Origin of the sequence: Paraclostridium sp. MRS3W1 (assembly GCF_032465715.1) — a bacterium.
Classification (GTDB): Bacteria; Bacillota; Clostridia; order Peptostreptococcales; family Peptostreptococcaceae; genus Paraclostridium; species Paraclostridium dentum.
Map to the genome: position 1 here is coordinate 18,494 of NZ_JAWDJM010000087.1, position 15,941 is coordinate 34,434.

The following is a 15,941-nucleotide window of genomic DNA, read 5'->3' on the forward strand; positions in this document are numbered from 1 at the left end:
AAAGACTGTTTCAAATTAATTTGAAACAGTCTTTTTAATAAATTAAATTAAGCTAAGCCAAATAAATTAAATATACAAGTTGTTGAAAAGCATACTATAAACGCAACTAGAGTAGGCATTAAAAATCCAACTGCAGTCCATTTAAGACTTTGTGTTTCCTTTTTTATTGTCCATAGTGTTGTTGCACAAGGCCAATGCAGAAGGCTAAATAGCATTGTATTTATGGCAGTTAAATAAGTCCAGCCATTATCTTTCAAAACCTCTCCAAGTGCATTTAAACTATCGAATTCAATCATGGAACCTGTTGCCAAATAAGACATTAACAGTATTGGTATTACAATCTCGTTTGCAGGGAATCCTAAAATGAATGCAAGTAATATAAACCCATCAAGTCCAATGAAGCTTGCGGTTGGATCTAAAAAGCTTGCTACGTGTGATAATACACTCATATCACCTATATAAATATTTGCAAATACCCATGTAATAAGACCTGCAGGTATTGCAACTACTACAGCTCTACCCAATACGAAAATAGTTCTATCTATTATAGATGTATATATAACTCTACCTATTTTAGGTGTTCTGTAAGGTGGAAGTTCTAATGTAAAAGTTGAAGGAACTCCCTTTAATAGTGTTTTAGATAAAATATAAGAAACTAATAGAGTAGTTACAATTCCAAATATTATACAAAGTGCTATACAAAGGGCAACAATAGTACTACTCACAAAAGAGTTTTTGATAAAATATGTGAAAAAAATTGTAGCTATAGCTATTAATGTAGGGAAACGCCCATTACAAGGTACAAAGTTATTTGTAAGTATAGCGATTAACCTTTCTCGAGGAGAATCTATAATTCTACATCCTATAACACCTGCTGCATTGCATCCAAATCCCATACACATAGTTAAACATTGTTTGCCATGGCAACAAGCTTTTTTAAACATATGATCTAGATTGAAGGCCACTCTAGGTAAATATCCGAAATCTTCAAGAAGAGTGAAAAGCGGAAAAAATATTGCCATAGGAGGAAGCATAACTGAAATAACCCATGCGAGAGTTCTATACATTCCAAAACTAATCATTTCGTTTAACCACAAAGGACAATGAATAGATGATAAAAGACTATACAAAATAGGCTCAAATTTGAATAGTAAATTAGATAGAAGATTTGATGGAACGTTGGCACCTTCAATAGTAATCCAAAGGACTATACAAAGCATTAAAAGCATTAATGGCAATCCAAGTATTTTAGATGTAATTATTTTATCAATTTTTTCATCTCTATGGAATTTGCTTTTATTTTGTATTATTACACTTTTATCATAAAGTTTTTTTGCATATTCATACATATTCATACTCATAGAATCTCTAATTGAAACTTTATTAATATCCTCTGGTAATTTTGCTTTTATTTTATCTATTTCAGTTTTGTAGTCTCCATTTATATAATTATTCATAGAGTCATATATACTATTATCTCCATCAATTAACCTAAGACCTAACCACCTAGATTTTATATAAGGTATACTTGAAGATAAATCACTTTCTATAATTTTTAACAAATCTTCTATATTTTCATTATATTTTATTATCTTATTATTATAGTGGTAAGAATTAGTTACGACTAAATCTAAAGTTTCAAGTAAATTATCCATGCCTTCACCGCTTCTAGCTGATGTTAAAACAACAGGAATTCCAAGTTGATTTTCTATAATTTCTTTATTTATAAAAATACCTTTTTTTCTTGCTTCATCAACTAGATTTATACAAAGTATAACATTATCTGTAAGTTCCATCACTTGAAAAGCTAAATTTAAATTACGTTCTAATGAAGTGGCATCAGCCACAACTATAACAGCATCTGGATTTCCAAAGCAAGCAAAATCACGGGCTACTATTTCTTCTTGGGATGCTGCAAATAATGAATAAGTACCTGGTAAATCAATCAAAGCAAAATCTTTTGAATTATATTTAAAGTCCCCTCTAGCTGTACACACTGTTTTTCCCGGCCAATTTCCAGTATGTTGCTTAAGTCCAGTTAAATAGTTAAACACAGTACTTTTTCCTGTATTAGGATTTCCAGCAAGAGCTATTATATATTGATTATCTTTTTTGTCTATGTTAAACATATCTTTTAATGATTTTATCTTAGTTGAATTATAAGTTAACCCCATAATTTTATCCCCCCTTTTTTTAATTTAAGGTTTATATATATGAAACTAAAATTTTTTGACCTTCTTCTTTTCTAAGTGCAATCATAGCACCTCGTATATTATATACAGTTAAATTATCTTTAGGACCACGTCTAACGACATCTATTAAAGCACCATTAGTTAAGCCAAGCGCTAACATTCGCTCTCTTAGGTAACCTTCTGATAAAAGTCCTTCTACCTTAACGGTGCTACAAATATCTACATCAGTAAGCTTTACCATAAAAATACCTCCATTTAAATAAAGTAAGAAAAAATTTTAGCCTAAGCTAAATTTCTTACAATAAATATTATGAAAAATTTTATTAGAATGTTACATTAATTTAGAATATATTACATGAAAATCTAATATAGTAGATATGAGATTAGATTTAGGAGGAGAAAGTTTGAGGGATCTTAATCAGTTTTATACATTTAAAGAATATATGAAAGATAATAGTCTAAGTCCTAATGAAGAAGACTATATTGAAATGATTTATAGATTACAAAGTGAAAATGAAAATGTAAAAATAAAAGATTTATCAAAAGCTTTAAATATAAAACCATCATCTGTAAGTAATATGGTAAGAAAATTACAGCAAAAAAAATTATTAACACATGAACTTTATGGATCAATAAATTTAAGCGATTTAGGTGCAGATATGGGAAAAAAATTTTTAGAAAGACATAATACTATATACGAATTTTTAAAATTAATTGGATTGGATGAATACTTGCATGAAGAAACGGAAAAAATAGAACATACGATAAGTCTAGAAACTTTAGTAAGAATAAACAATTTGATTAATTTTTTTGAAGAAAATGAAGGGATATTGGAAAGGCTAAAAGTATATCAAAACTTGTAAGACATATTACATATATTAGTCGAAAATTATTAAATTGAAAAATATTACAATAATGTAACTGTGAAAATCTTAATTAATGATATAACATATATAAGGTAAATAATAATTATATGTACAAAATTCAAATGAATAATATGTAGTTTTAATTTAGGAAAAATAATTAATTCAAAAAACATATCAAGATCATATAGATTTCACATTGAAAAACTACAATTAGAGTTAAGAAGGAAGTGAGAGGATATGACTATAGTTTTAATAACTGCAGTTTTATTAGTATTAATGTACGGATTATATGTTGCTGCATATATATCTGAAAACGTAGTTGATGACAGTATATAATAGAAAGATAATATATAAAAAGCCTTAGAAATTTTTCTAGGGCTTTTATTTTTTAGTCTATATTTGTATAAAAAGCTATACCAATACTTCCAGGACCAACATGAAGACCGATTACAGGACCTATTGATTGTATTTTAACTGTAGTATTTAATTTTTTTTCTAAATAACTAGCAAGTTGAAGACCTTCTTCTTCACAATTTATATGGTGGACTATTACATCTCCAAGACCTTTATTGTCAATTTCTTCAAAAAATGTAGATACTAACTTGTCTATAGCTTTTTTTCTGGTTCTTACTTTTGTAAAAACAGAAGTGGTACCATCTGTAACTGTTAAAATAGGTTTTATTTGCAAGATAGAACCTAAAAGAGCAGAAGCACTTCCTATTCTGCCTCCTTTTTTTAAATAATCTAGAGTATCAGGAGAGAATATAAATTTACTATTAGATAAAACTTTATTTGTTCTATCTATAACTTCATCCATAGATTTACCATCAATTGCTAAACGCGCAGCTTCAATAGCTGCAAATCCCATTTGCATACAGTTTGTCTTTGAATCTATTATATTAATATCTGCATTAGGATAGTCTTCTAAAATCATATTTTTTATTAGGTTAGCACTAGAATATGTACCACTCATATTTGAAGATAGAAAAATTCCTAAAATAGAATCACCATTTTCCACTATACTTTTAAATACATTTAGCATTTCATCTGGAACTGGTTGAGATGATTTAGGTATCTCAGATAAAGCATCCATTTTAGTATAGAAAGTTTTATTATCTAAGTTCAACTCACGGAAACTTTCATTATCCATAAAAACATTAAGAGAGACTACCTTTATATCGAATTTTTCTATGTATTCAGCAGGTATGTAAGATGTACTATCTGTAATTATTTTAATACCCATAAAAACCTCCTTCTATATATATAAATATATTTATAAAAACTGCGATAATTCATTATATAATAAAATGATTGGATTGTAAAATATAATAAGGCACTATACAGTGCCTCTTATTATATAATATTATTTACAATTTTTACAAATACCATGAAGTATAACAGTACAAGATGTAATTTCTATATCGAGTTCGTTAGAAATAGCTGAAGGAATATTCTTTAATATATCTGAATGAATATCTTGTATGTTTCCACAAACGTCGCAAATCATATGATTGTGTTCTATTACGTTAGCATCAAATCTATCGGGAAGACCAGGCATACTAACTTTTTGAATATAACCGTGATTTACAAGTTGAGATAAATTTCTATAAACGGTACCTAAACTTAAGTTTGGATTATCCTTTTTTAGATAATCATATATAAAATCTGCAGTAGGATGAACCGTGTTGTCCTTAACGGCGTTTAGTATAAGTTCTCTTTGTTTTGAAAATTTCAAAATACCACCTGCTTATCATTGTTTTTATCATAAATATACCCTAAAGAGTTAATTTATAATCAAATTATATTATAAACTAAAATTAAAAATAATAAAATAGAGTAGCCTAATAAATAAGCTACTCTAGGATTATGTGAATTGAGAAATGACGATAAAATATTATTTAGTAAAGTGTCTTTCTAGTAGGCCTAAGAATGCTTTACCATGTCTAGCTTCATCTTTACACATTTCATGAACTGTATCATGTATAGCATCAAGTCCTAACTCTTTAGCTCTTTTAGCTATTTTTAATTTTCCTTCAGTTGCACCGTATTCAGCTTCAACTCTAGCTTTTAAGTTGGCTTGAGTATCAGCAACAACAACTTCGCCTAATAACTCAGCGAATTTAGCTGCATGCTCAGCTTCTTCAAATGCTATTCTTTTATAAGCTTCAGCTACCTCTGGGAAACCTTCTCTATCAGCTTGACGGCTCATAGCTAAATACATACCAACTTCTGTACATTCTCCAACGAAGTTAGCTCTTAAACCTTCAACTATTTCAGCATCTATTCCTTGAGCAACACCTATTCTATGTTCGTCAGCCCAAACCATTTCTCCTGACATTTCATTAAACTTATCAGCTCCAACTTTGCAAACTGGACAGATTTCTGGAGCAGTTTCTCCCTCATGTATATATCCACATACTGTACAAACAAATTTTTTCATTATATATTCCTCCTTAAAATTAAAAGTAGTAATCATTACTATTATTAACTACAAATTAATGATACAATAAAGTTATAATTCTGTCAACAGTTTTAAATTAAATAAATTATAAATACTATCACAATATTTATAAAAGAAGAGACTAATAGGTGTGAAAAATATGCATAATAAATGTAGATAGAAGAAATAGTTAGAGAGGTGTTTTAAATATGGAAGGTTCAATAAAATCCAATATAGGCAAACTAAAAGTTATTCCATTAGGTGGACTCGGAGAAATAGGAAAAAATATAACAGCGATAGAGTATAAAGATGAAATAATTATTATAGATGGAGGATTATCATTTCCAGATGAAGATATGTATGGCGTAGATTTATTAATTCCTGATATATCTTATTTAATAGAAAATAAAGACAAGGTTAAAGGTATGTTTGTTACCCATGGGCATGAAGACCATATTGGGGCTATTCCATACATATTAAAGCAAATAAATATGCCTGTATACGGAACTAAATTAACTATAGGTCTAATTGAAAATAAGTTAAGAGAACATAATATATTAGATATATGTAATTTAAATTCAGTAGAAGATAAACAGTTAGTTCAGTTGGAATATTTTAAAATTGAATTTATAAGTGTAACACATAGTATTGCAGATGCATGTGCTATTTGTATAAATTCACCAATAGGAGTAATACTGCACACAGGGGATTTTAAAGTTGATTACACTCCTATAGATGGTAGAAGAATGGATTTAGAGAGTATATCTAAGATAGGCAAAAAAGGAGTATTATTGTTATTAGCTGATAGTACAAATGTAGAAAGAAAAGGACATTCGTTATCTGAAAAAACTATAGGAGAAACATTAGATAGAATCTTTAATGGTAGAATAGGAAGGATAATAGTTGCGACATTTGCATCTAATATACATAGAATGCAACAAATTGTTAATGCATCTGTAGCTAATAATAGAAGAGTTGTATTTAGCGGACGTAGTATGGAAAATGTATCAGCCGTTGCTATAGAGCTTGGATATTTAAATATTCCTGATGGTTATAAGATAAGTATTGATGAAATGGAAAATTATAATAATGATGAAATAACTATAATAACTACAGGGAGTCAAGGAGAAGCTATGGCAGGACTTGCTAGAATAGCTTTTGATACACATAAAAAAATAAAAATAAAAAATAATGACTTATTTATAATATCAGCTTCACCTATACCTGGGAATGATAAACTTATTTCAAAAGTTATAAACCAGTTATATAGAAAAGGAGCAGAGGTAATATACAAAGATTTAGAGGCTGTACATGTTTCAGGGCATGCATATCAAGAAGAATTGAAACTTATACATACATTAGTTCATCCAAAGTTTTTTATGCCAGTCCATGGAGAGTATAGACATTTAGTACACCATAAAAATTTAGCAGCTAAATTAGGAATGAAAAAAGAAAACATATTTATTTTAGATAACGGAGAAGTTCTTGAATTAAATAAAAAAACTGCTAAAAAAAATGGAAAGGTAAGAGTAGGGACTGTATATGTAGATGGTATAGGTGTTGGAGATGTAGGTAATATTGTTTTAAGGGATAGAAAATATTTAGCAGAAAATGGTATGATGACAATTGTTATAGGTATAGATAAAGAAAGTAAGTCTATAGTAGCAGGACCAGATATAATAACTAGAGGATTTATATATGCAAGAGAAGCTACCGATTTAATAGATGATGTAAAAACTATTGTATTAAATGAAGTTGAAAAATGCTTAGAAAATGATGTGTTAGAGTGGAGTGTAATGAAATCTAGAGTTAAAAAAGCTGTGGATAGGCATCTGTATGTTAAATTAAAGAGAGGAACTAGTATATTCCCGATAATTGTAGAAGTATAAAATAAAAGGAGCTGTTAATATACAGCTCCTTTTTTATTAATTATTTACTAGATTGTCTAGATTTGTTATATCTTAATCTTTCATTTTCATTTAAGAATCTTTTTCTAAGTCTAATAGAATCTGGAGTTATTTCAACTAACTCATCATCATCTATAAACTCTAGAGCTTCTTCTAATGTAAATGTTCTAGCAGCTTGTAATTTAACTGCGTCATCAGTACCAGATGCACGAACGTTAGTTAATTTCTTGTTTTTACAAGGGTTAACAACCATATCATCTTTTCTTGAGTTCATACCGATTATCATACCTTCGTAAACATCAACACCTGGATCAACGAACATTTGAGCTCTTTCACTAAGTGCACTAAGAGCGTACGCCATAGTACTACCAGCACCTTGAGCAACTAAAACTCCGTTAGTTCTTCCTGGGATAGCACCTTTGTGCTCTTCGTATCTTTCGAATGATCTAACTATAGTTCCTTCTCCACGAGTATCGTTTATGAATTCACTTCTATATCCTAATAAACCTCTAGTAGGAGCGATAAATGTTATTTTTACATAATCTCCTTCTATTTCCATAGCTTCCATCATAGCTTTTCTTAAGTTTAATTTGTTTATAACAGTTCCTGAATAAGTTTCTGGACAGTTAACTATAACTTTTTCCATAGGTTCCATTAATTTTCCGTCTTCTTTTATGAATAAAACTTCTGGTTTAGAAACTCCTATTTCATATCCTTCACGTCTCATGTTTTCAAGTAATATTGATAAGTGAAGCTCTCCACGTCCAGATACTTTGAATCCATCAGTAGTATCCATTGGCTCAACTTTTAACCCAACATTAACTTCTAATTCTTTATCTAATCTATCTTTTATATGTCTAGTAGTAACAAATTTACCGCTCTTACCACAGAATGGAGAATCATTTACCAAGAAGTTCATTGATAGAGTTGGTTCTTCTATATGAATAAGTTCCATTGGTAATGGATTATCTGAATCACATATAGTTTCTCCGATAGATATATCTGGCATACCAGCTACAACTACTATATCTCCAGCATATGCTTCATCTTTTTCAACTTGACGAAGTCCTTCGTAAACTGTAAGTTTTGATACTTTTCCTCTAGCAACAGTTCCGTCAGCTTTACAAACAGATACTTGAGATCCATTTTTTACTGTTCCTTTGTAAACTCTACCTATTCCAAGTCTACCTACATAATCATCGTATGCAAGTGCAGATACTTGAAGTTGTAAAGGCTCAGATGCATAATCAGGGTAAGCTTCAACATGATTTACTACAGTTTCAAATAGAGGAGATAAGTCATTGCTATCGTCGTCCATTTCTTTTTTAGCAATTCCTTGCTTAGCTATACCGTATATTATTGGGAACTCACATTGCTCATCAGTTGCATTTAAGTCAACGAATAAATCGAATACTTCGTCAACAACTTCTTCAGCTCTTTGATCTTGTTTGTCTATTTTATTTATGAATAATATTGGTCTAAGACCAGCCTCTAATGATTTTTGTAAAACGAATCTAGTTTGAGGCATTGGCCCTTCACTAGCATCTACTAATAATATAACTGTATCAACAGTTTTTATAACACGTTCAACCTCAGAAGAGAAATCACTATGTCCAGGTGTATCTACTATATTTATTTTATAATCATTATAGTTTATAGCACAGTTTTTAGAGTATATTGTTATACCTCTTTCTTTTTCTAGGTCGTTACTATCCATTACACAATCTTTTACAACTTCGTTATCTCTGAAAACTCCTGATTGAGATAAGAAGGCATCAACTAATGTTGATTTACCAGCATCGACATGGGCGATAACTGCTATGTTTATTATTTTGTTTTTGTTTGTCATTGTCAAAAACTCTCCTTCCGATATTAAATAACTGATTAAGTATACCATATACAAAAGAAATTGTAAAACTAAAAAAATGAGTATTTACAATGATAAGGTTATCCTAAATTATAAAATAATATTACTGTATATATTTTTTAAAAAAATTGGAATTGTTAAATTGAAAATTATTTTGTCTAATTTTAGAGTTTTGTAATCGTTGACTATATATTTTAGGTAAAATATAATATATTTATATTGATGAAAGGAAATTTTGTTTATGTCGCAAATAACAAAAAAAGCTTTGGCCTCATCATTAAAAAGTTTAATGAATACAACATCGTTAAATAAAATTACAATTAATGATATTGTACAAGATTGTGGTGTAAATAGACGTACATTTTATTATCATTTTAAAGATATTTACGATCTTTTAGAGTGGATTTTAAAGACAGAGATTAATGAAGAGATAAAAGAGAAGATTACATTTGAAGAATGGCAACAAAGTTTTTTGAAAATATTAAATTATTTATCTGAAAATAAAAAAATGATTTTTAATATTTATAATTCTATAGATTTAAAGCAATTAGAAATGCATGTACATAAAGCTGTATACAAGCTAGTTTTTAAAGTAGTAAATGACCTTTCTGAAGAAATTGACATTTCACAAATAGAAAAAGAGTTTGTTTTAAATTACTATAAGATTTCCTTAACTGGCTTACTAATAGAGTGGATAAAAAATAAAATGGAAGAAAATCCTGAGGAAATAATTAAAAATCTCAATAAAATAGTTAATGGAGATGTACATAAACTATTACTTAGGAGTGAATCTATATAGCAAAAAACAATGTAGTCAACTGACTACATTGTTTTTTATTTTATATAAGACCATCTAGACTTGTGTTTTGTAATAATTTCTTTATTAAGAATTCGCCAGGTAAAGGTCTTTTACCATATAATGTTTTTGTTGCTGCAGAGATGGAACGTATATCATATTTTGAAGGATATACTTCAGGGATATTTCTATCTATATTAAGTAAGCTGTATACTCCCATCATTGCTGAACGAACAGAGTACTCAACAGTAAATACACAATCACCAGGTATTTCAACGAATTGACCTAAAAATGCAAAATTTACACTTCCTTCAGGCACAACATCTGGACGGTCTCCTTTTATACGAGGCATAAACTGGCTAGTAACATATGGCATCATGCATGGGATAACATTAATTGTAGTTAAAATTTCTGGAATGTCATTTTCTAAGCCCATATGATATAAAAGTTCCATTGCTAACTCAGAACCTGTACAATCGCACATTTTCTTTTTAACAAAGTTACCAATGTTATCAGGGAAAAGGCCATAAGCCCATAATACAATAACATCTTTAGGTTGATTTATAAAATGAGGTTGTCTATTGCAAGTTATACTCAATAGCCAATTAGAATCCTTTATAGTTATAATTCCACCTGTAACAACTTTTCCTGAATATGGATCTCTTCCAGTTAAATCTTGAAGTTTCTTTATTAGTTTAGAATCTTTGCATGTGATGGTAAATGATTCCCACTTACTTTTGTCTATATCACTACAAAATACTTCTGGATTTCCGAATGATGGATGGTTTTTAGATATATTTTTCCATAAAGTCCAACAAGCTCCTTCATCTGAGTTTAAAATAGGTGCAGTGTCCATATTTCCAATAGTTGAATTTTCTGTCATAGACCCTGTAGTAACAAAAACTAAATCATTTTCTGTTACATTGATTACCTCTTTGTTTTTATCTCTTAATAAATGTATAGCTGTAACTTTTTTTATATCTTCATTAATTTCCATACTTAAATTTGTGACTTGAGAATTTAAATTAAATATAACACCTTTAGCCTTTAACCAATTTTTTAAAGGTAGTATAAAAGAATCATATTGATTATATTTGCTAAACATAATGTTTTTCATTGAATTCATACCTGGAAGCAGATGAATGAAACGTTCCATGTATCTTTTCATTTCTACAACACTATGCCAAGTCTCAAATGCAAACATAGAACGCCAAAAACACCACATATTAGTATCAAAGAAAGATTTATCGAAAAATTGATCAACTGTAGTTTGGCCTAGATCATCTTCTGTTGCAAGAAAAAGTTTGGCTAGTTGTTTTATATGTAAATCATTTAGACCAAGAGATGAAAAATCGCCCTTTTCTCCACAGTTTTCTAAAATTCTACAAGTAGATTCATTAGGATCTTTAATATTCAAATCTCTAAATTCTTCTAAAATACTTATAGTTGGATCATCTAAAGATGGAATACTAGAAAATAAGTCCCACGTACATTCGTAGTGTTCTTCCATTTCGCGTCCGCCACGAATTAAATAACCATTTTCAAAACTACCACATCCATCCATAGCACCACCAAGAATATCTGTTTCCTCTAAAATAGTAATATGATTACCATCCATATGACCATCTCTAATTAAAAATACAGCTGCAGCTAAAGAGGCTATACCACCTCCTATTAAGTATGCATGTTTGTTTTCAATAAAACTTGGTTTTAAAGTTTTAATATTTTGAAAGTTGCCCATTATATTACACCCCCATAATTTATTAAATTTCCTTATAGTAAGAGTAATTAAATTTCCATAGGTTATAAATAAACAAATTTGATTAAATGTGTAAAGTTAGCACATTTTATTGAATTTGTTTAATAAAAAATTCGCTTCGCTCATGTTGCCAACGACTTCGTCCGTTGCTCAAAATGTAATTTTTTACTTTCACTAATATTTTGATGTACTATACTTCATAAGTTATACACATATATTCGTTAATCATAAATTCCTTAGGCGTAAAAAATGATGCCGTTTAGTGGCATCATTTTTTAAAGACTATTTACCTTCACTTTTAGTATCTAGCTTAACTCTAAAAATTAATCTTTTTAAAGCACTATATTCAAATGGAATAAGTGGATATAAGTAACTTTTTCCAGTGATTGTTTTATTTGTCATTAGAAGTACAAGTGCAATTATTAATCCAGCGACAAATCCCCAGATATTAAATGCAGCTGTTAAAATTAAGAGCAGTATCCTAACTATTTTTATAGAATACCCTAAATCAACACTTGGTTGAGAGTAGCTTCCAAGTGCAACAATAGCCATATATAGGATGGTGTGAGGTATAAACCAGCCAGTTTGGACTGCAAAATCACCTAAAATAAGGGCACCGATAACAGATAACGACATACCTAGTGAACCAGGAGTATTAAGTGAGGCAAGTTGGAGTGCATCTACAGAAAACTCCAAAATTAAAAACTGTAGAAAAATAGGAACATCGTAGGGGTCTTTTGGGGTTATAAATTGTAGCCATACTGGAAGATCAGATGCATACCTTATAGCCAGGGTATATAAAGGGGTTATCATAAAAGTAGCCAATAATGTGAAATTTCTAATTAGCCTTAAATAATTTCCTATGATTACAGGTTGGTAAAAATCATCAACATCTTGTAAAAAATCAAATATTGTAGTCGGTAATATTATTGCATTAGGGGAGTTATCTATGATCAACAATATCTTACCTTCTAAAACATGAGCAGCTGCAACATCAGGACGTTCTGTGTACCTAGCTTTTGGAAATGGGTTATACCATCTACTTTGAACAAGGGTCTCAACTATACTTTGTTCACTCATTACTAATGATTTTACATTTATTTCGTCGATATGTTTTTTTAATTGTTTTAATGTTTTATCATCGACCAATCCATCTATATATCCAATAACTACATCTGTTTTAGATCTTTGACCAACACTAAACATCTCAAATATAAGATCAGGATCTTTTACTCTACGTCTTACAAGAGCGGTGTTAAAAACTATAGTTTCAACAAAACCGTCTTTTGCTCCTTTAAGTGCTTTTTCTTTTTCGGGTTCTCCTATGCCACGTACAGGATATGTCCTAACATCTAGGATGATAGCCTCATCAAATCCATCGATTAATATAGCCATAGGGCCAGAAAGAACTTCTTTAGCTATATTTTTTAATTTATTTTCTTTAGCTACCTCTATATATGGAATATATTTATGTATAAAATCTTTTAGTTCATGAATTGATTCGAAATCTTTTTCTGATATTTTAAAAAATCCAGAAAGAATTCTTTCCATCACTTCATCTTTTATAAAACCATCAATAAAAAATAAATAGCAACTTTTTCCGCCAATAATAACCTCTCTTTGGATAACATCAAAACTTTTATCTAAAGGGAGGTGTTCTTTCATAAGTTCTACATTTCGTTTAATACTTTTAGTTAGAATCATTAAAACACCCTTTCTAATTTAATAACTAATCTATAATAGTATGTACAAAATATTGAAATTTATTATTTGGCATTTATACAAATAAAAATAGGGCATGTTCTAAATTAAAGTTTAGAACATACCCTATTTATCTATATCAATATAATAGGACTAGACATAATATTGATTATATCTAGCTCCCCCCTAAAAATAATTACTTTTTAAATATTCCAAATGGCTTTCCTACAGGTAAAAATACTCTACCAAAGTGAGTGTTTAAAACAGCTGCAGCAGAACCGTAGAATGAGAATATTGCTATTCCTAACTCAGAATATGCTGCAAATTGATGAGCAGCGTGTTCCATTATACCAAATGAACTTAAAGTTAATCCTATGAATAAGCAGTCTATAAGAACAAATATTATAAATAATACTTTATGAGTTTCCATAGCTCCAACAGTCATAAATAATGTGAATATTAAATATCCTAAGTAAGCAAAACCTAATTGTTTAGGATCAGCAGAAGCTTGTAATTCAGGTCCAAAAACTCCGTTTTGTATTAACCAAGTAAAACCAACTGCATACCAGAAGAATGCATATCCACCAAAAGCAGTAGCTCCAAATGTATTATTGTGTTTAAAGTCGTTTATACATGCAAATAATTGAGCAGTAGCTCCTAAGAATATAGCCCATGGTAAAACTAAAGATATTCCAGAAGTTAAGCCTAACTTAGAAGATGATGCAACTAATGTTATCATTGCTAGTCCGAAAAGTCCTAATGCTGAAGGATCAGCTGTTACAACTTTTACTTTTGTTTCGTTTGTCATTTAAGAATCCTCCTATTTTATAAATATCATTTTATAATTTCAATGCTGTATTTTGTATACATATAATAAAAATACTTATATATATTATCATTTTTTTTTAGATAAGTATATAAAAATTTCGAAAAAATTATATTTTTTTACAAATAACTTTAAAATTACTCGATTTTATTTATTTAAATTATGTTTTCTAAGTATATATAACTATAGTTAATAATTATTAAGTAATTTTTATAAATCAGAAATTTAAATTAGTTATATATGGAATTTTGAAAATTTTCAATAAATATGTTTGGATTAACTTGCAAAGGGTATATTTTAAATACATTAAATTAAAGAGGTTTTAGGAGGATTTTAAAAATGATAAGAGTATGTCCATTTTGTTCAAATGTTGATGTTAATAAAATAAAAGAAATTGTTGGAGACGAAAATGTAAAAACAGGTTGTATAGGTCAATGTCGTTCATTTAAGAAAGAAGCGGTAGGATTTATAGATGGAGAACTAGTTATAAAAGAAAATGAAGAACTGTTTTTAAAAGAAATATCTAAATAAAAGACAAAAAACGAGCTATATAAATATATAGCTCATTTTTTATGAAATAAATTAATTTTATGTGTATTGTATAGTAAAAATATAATTTAAATGTTAATATAGTAGGGAATATATATGCAAAAATACGGAGGTTAACATATGAGTACAATGTATTGTCCTAAGTGTATAGTAGAGGTTATGGATTTAATAAGTCATGAAGAAGGAACTGACTTTGAAGTAATAAACGAAGGAACTGATAATGAAACAAAAGAAGAATTCGAGTTCTGTGTAGATAAATATAAATGTCCAGCATGTGGACATGAAGTTGAAGATTATATGGAATATGAAGAAGACGAGGAATAAAAAAAAGGAAAGATAATTATATAATTATCTTTCCTTTTTTTCTATTAATTAAATAAGTACTCTTTATGTAAAACCCATGTATTATCTTCCCATTTGAATATTGATATGTTATCAAAATTACAATCAAAGATACACGGTATTTGAGTTACATAATTGAAAATATCGTTATACATTTTTTTTATCTTTTTAGATGCTAAAGTTATATGAAAAATTTTATCTTTTCCATCGTGACCATCGAATTTAATATATTGAAATTTTGATAATTCTATTATTAATTTATCATGAATCATTTTTCCTTGAGGACTCATTAGTACCTTCATATAGACAACTCTATCATCAAAATGATCATAACCATCTATTTTATATGAAGAAATAGGATTTGAATCGCAAAATTTTTTTAGCATATTTTCAAGTGATGATAAATCTTTTGATTCAAATGGAGATTTTATTGTAAAGTGTGGTGGAAGTTTTGAAGATTTAGCACCAAATTTTTCAAATAAATTTTTTCGAAGCTTGTTATTAAATTCACCTGCATTTCCTTTAGTTGCTGATACTATAACATATCTCATAAAATAATCTCCTAATTAAAATTTATTATATAAATAAAGTATACCAAAATTTATAAATAAATATTAATGAAAATACTTTTATACAAATTATGAAAATATTACTTCGAATGTAAAGATAAAATTCGTGAGATATTAACTATAGAGT

General features: G+C 28.8%; 15 protein-coding genes. 5 read left to right on the forward strand and 10 right to left on the reverse strand.

Annotated features, from left to right (window positions below):
* Positions 1 to 47: 47 nt before the first annotated feature.
* Positions 48 to 2,174, reverse strand: coding sequence for a ferrous iron transport protein B (feoB, locus tag RWY47_RS06375; RefSeq protein WP_150843113.1), 2,127 nt, complete (start codon positions 2,172 to 2,174; stop codon positions 48 to 50).
* A 31-nt stretch (positions 2,175 to 2,205) separates the two neighbouring features.
* Positions 2,206 to 2,433: a FeoA family protein gene (locus RWY47_RS06380; RefSeq protein WP_021429491.1), complete on the reverse strand. Its 228-nt coding sequence runs from the start codon at positions 2,431 to 2,433 to the stop codon at positions 2,206 to 2,208.
* A gap of 163 nt (positions 2,434 to 2,596) precedes the next feature.
* Here RWY47_RS06380 and RWY47_RS06385 point away from each other — a divergent pair, with 163 nt between their 5' ends.
* Positions 2,597 to 3,055: a metal-dependent transcriptional regulator gene (locus RWY47_RS06385; protein ID WP_021429425.1), complete on the forward strand. Its 459-nt coding sequence runs from the start codon at positions 2,597 to 2,599 to the stop codon at positions 3,053 to 3,055.
* Positions 3,056 to 3,446: 391 nt separating this feature from the next.
* On the opposite strand, the gene RWY47_RS06390 is transcribed toward RWY47_RS06385, so the two are convergent.
* The 3 genes from RWY47_RS06390 to RWY47_RS06400 all read right to left on the reverse strand — a co-directional run bounded on the left by RWY47_RS06390 (position 3,447) and on the right by RWY47_RS06400 (position 5,498).
* Positions 3,447 to 4,301, reverse strand: coding sequence for a DegV family protein (locus RWY47_RS06390; RefSeq protein ID WP_150843112.1), 855 nt, complete (start codon positions 4,299 to 4,301; stop codon positions 3,447 to 3,449).
* A gap of 120 nt (positions 4,302 to 4,421) precedes the next feature.
* On the reverse strand, positions 4,422 to 4,793 hold the full coding sequence (locus RWY47_RS06395; protein WP_021429510.1) for a Fur family transcriptional regulator: 372 nt from the start codon (positions 4,791 to 4,793) through the stop codon (positions 4,422 to 4,424).
* A 159-nt stretch (positions 4,794 to 4,952) separates the two neighbouring features.
* The gene (locus tag RWY47_RS06400) at positions 4,953 to 5,498 is read right to left on the reverse strand and encodes an NADH peroxidase (RefSeq protein ID WP_021429493.1); all 546 of its coding nucleotides are present in this window, start codon (positions 5,496 to 5,498) and stop codon (positions 4,953 to 4,955) included.
* A 209-nt stretch (positions 5,499 to 5,707) separates the two neighbouring features.
* Here RWY47_RS06400 and RWY47_RS06405 point away from each other — a divergent pair, with 209 nt between their 5' ends.
* On the forward strand, positions 5,708 to 7,387 hold the full coding sequence (locus RWY47_RS06405; RefSeq protein WP_150843111.1) for a ribonuclease J: 1,680 nt from the start codon (positions 5,708 to 5,710) through the stop codon (positions 7,385 to 7,387).
* Between the two features lie 40 nt (positions 7,388 to 7,427).
* Here the strand turns inward: RWY47_RS06405 and typA are convergent, their stop codons facing one another.
* On the reverse strand, positions 7,428 to 9,254 hold the full coding sequence (gene typA / locus RWY47_RS06410; RefSeq protein ID WP_150843110.1) for a translational GTPase TypA: 1,827 nt from the start codon (positions 9,252 to 9,254) through the stop codon (positions 7,428 to 7,430).
* A 259-nt stretch (positions 9,255 to 9,513) separates the two neighbouring features.
* Between typA and RWY47_RS06415 the strand changes: the two genes are divergently transcribed.
* Positions 9,514 to 10,071 carry a TetR/AcrR family transcriptional regulator C-terminal domain-containing protein gene (locus tag RWY47_RS06415; protein ID WP_150843109.1) on the forward strand — a complete coding sequence of 186 codons (558 nt, stop codon included), beginning with the start codon at positions 9,514 to 9,516 and terminating at the stop codon, positions 10,069 to 10,071.
* Between the two features lie 40 nt (positions 10,072 to 10,111).
* On the opposite strand, the gene RWY47_RS06420 is transcribed toward RWY47_RS06415, so the two are convergent.
* The 3 genes from RWY47_RS06420 to RWY47_RS06430 form a co-directional block, all read right to left on the reverse strand.
* Positions 10,112 to 11,809, reverse strand: coding sequence for an oleate hydratase (locus tag RWY47_RS06420; RefSeq protein WP_150843108.1), 1,698 nt, complete (start codon positions 11,807 to 11,809; stop codon positions 10,112 to 10,114).
* Between the two features lie 300 nt (positions 11,810 to 12,109).
* Positions 12,110 to 13,531 carry a spore germination protein gene (locus RWY47_RS06425; protein ID WP_150843107.1) on the reverse strand — a complete coding sequence of 474 codons (1,422 nt, stop codon included), beginning with the start codon at positions 13,529 to 13,531 and terminating at the stop codon, positions 12,110 to 12,112.
* A gap of 193 nt (positions 13,532 to 13,724) precedes the next feature.
* Positions 13,725 to 14,336 (reverse strand): acetate uptake transporter, encoded by a 612-nt coding sequence (locus tag RWY47_RS06430; protein WP_021429465.1) that lies wholly within the window; start codon positions 14,334 to 14,336, stop codon positions 13,725 to 13,727.
* 357 nt (positions 14,337 to 14,693) lie between these two features.
* On the opposite strand from RWY47_RS06430, the gene RWY47_RS06435 reads away from it, so the two are divergent.
* Positions 14,694 to 14,885, forward strand: coding sequence for a hypothetical protein (locus tag RWY47_RS06435; RefSeq protein ID WP_021429486.1), 192 nt, complete (start codon positions 14,694 to 14,696; stop codon positions 14,883 to 14,885).
* 138 nt (positions 14,886 to 15,023) lie between these two features.
* On the forward strand, positions 15,024 to 15,227 hold the full coding sequence (locus RWY47_RS06440; RefSeq protein ID WP_021429438.1) for a hypothetical protein: 204 nt from the start codon (positions 15,024 to 15,026) through the stop codon (positions 15,225 to 15,227).
* A 44-nt stretch (positions 15,228 to 15,271) separates the two neighbouring features.
* Here RWY47_RS06440 and RWY47_RS06445 read toward each other — a convergent pair whose 3' ends face one another.
* The gene (locus RWY47_RS06445) at positions 15,272 to 15,796 is read right to left on the reverse strand and encodes a 2'-5' RNA ligase family protein (RefSeq protein ID WP_224170434.1); all 525 of its coding nucleotides are present in this window, start codon (positions 15,794 to 15,796) and stop codon (positions 15,272 to 15,274) included.
* Between the last annotated feature and the right edge of the window lie 145 nt (positions 15,797 to 15,941).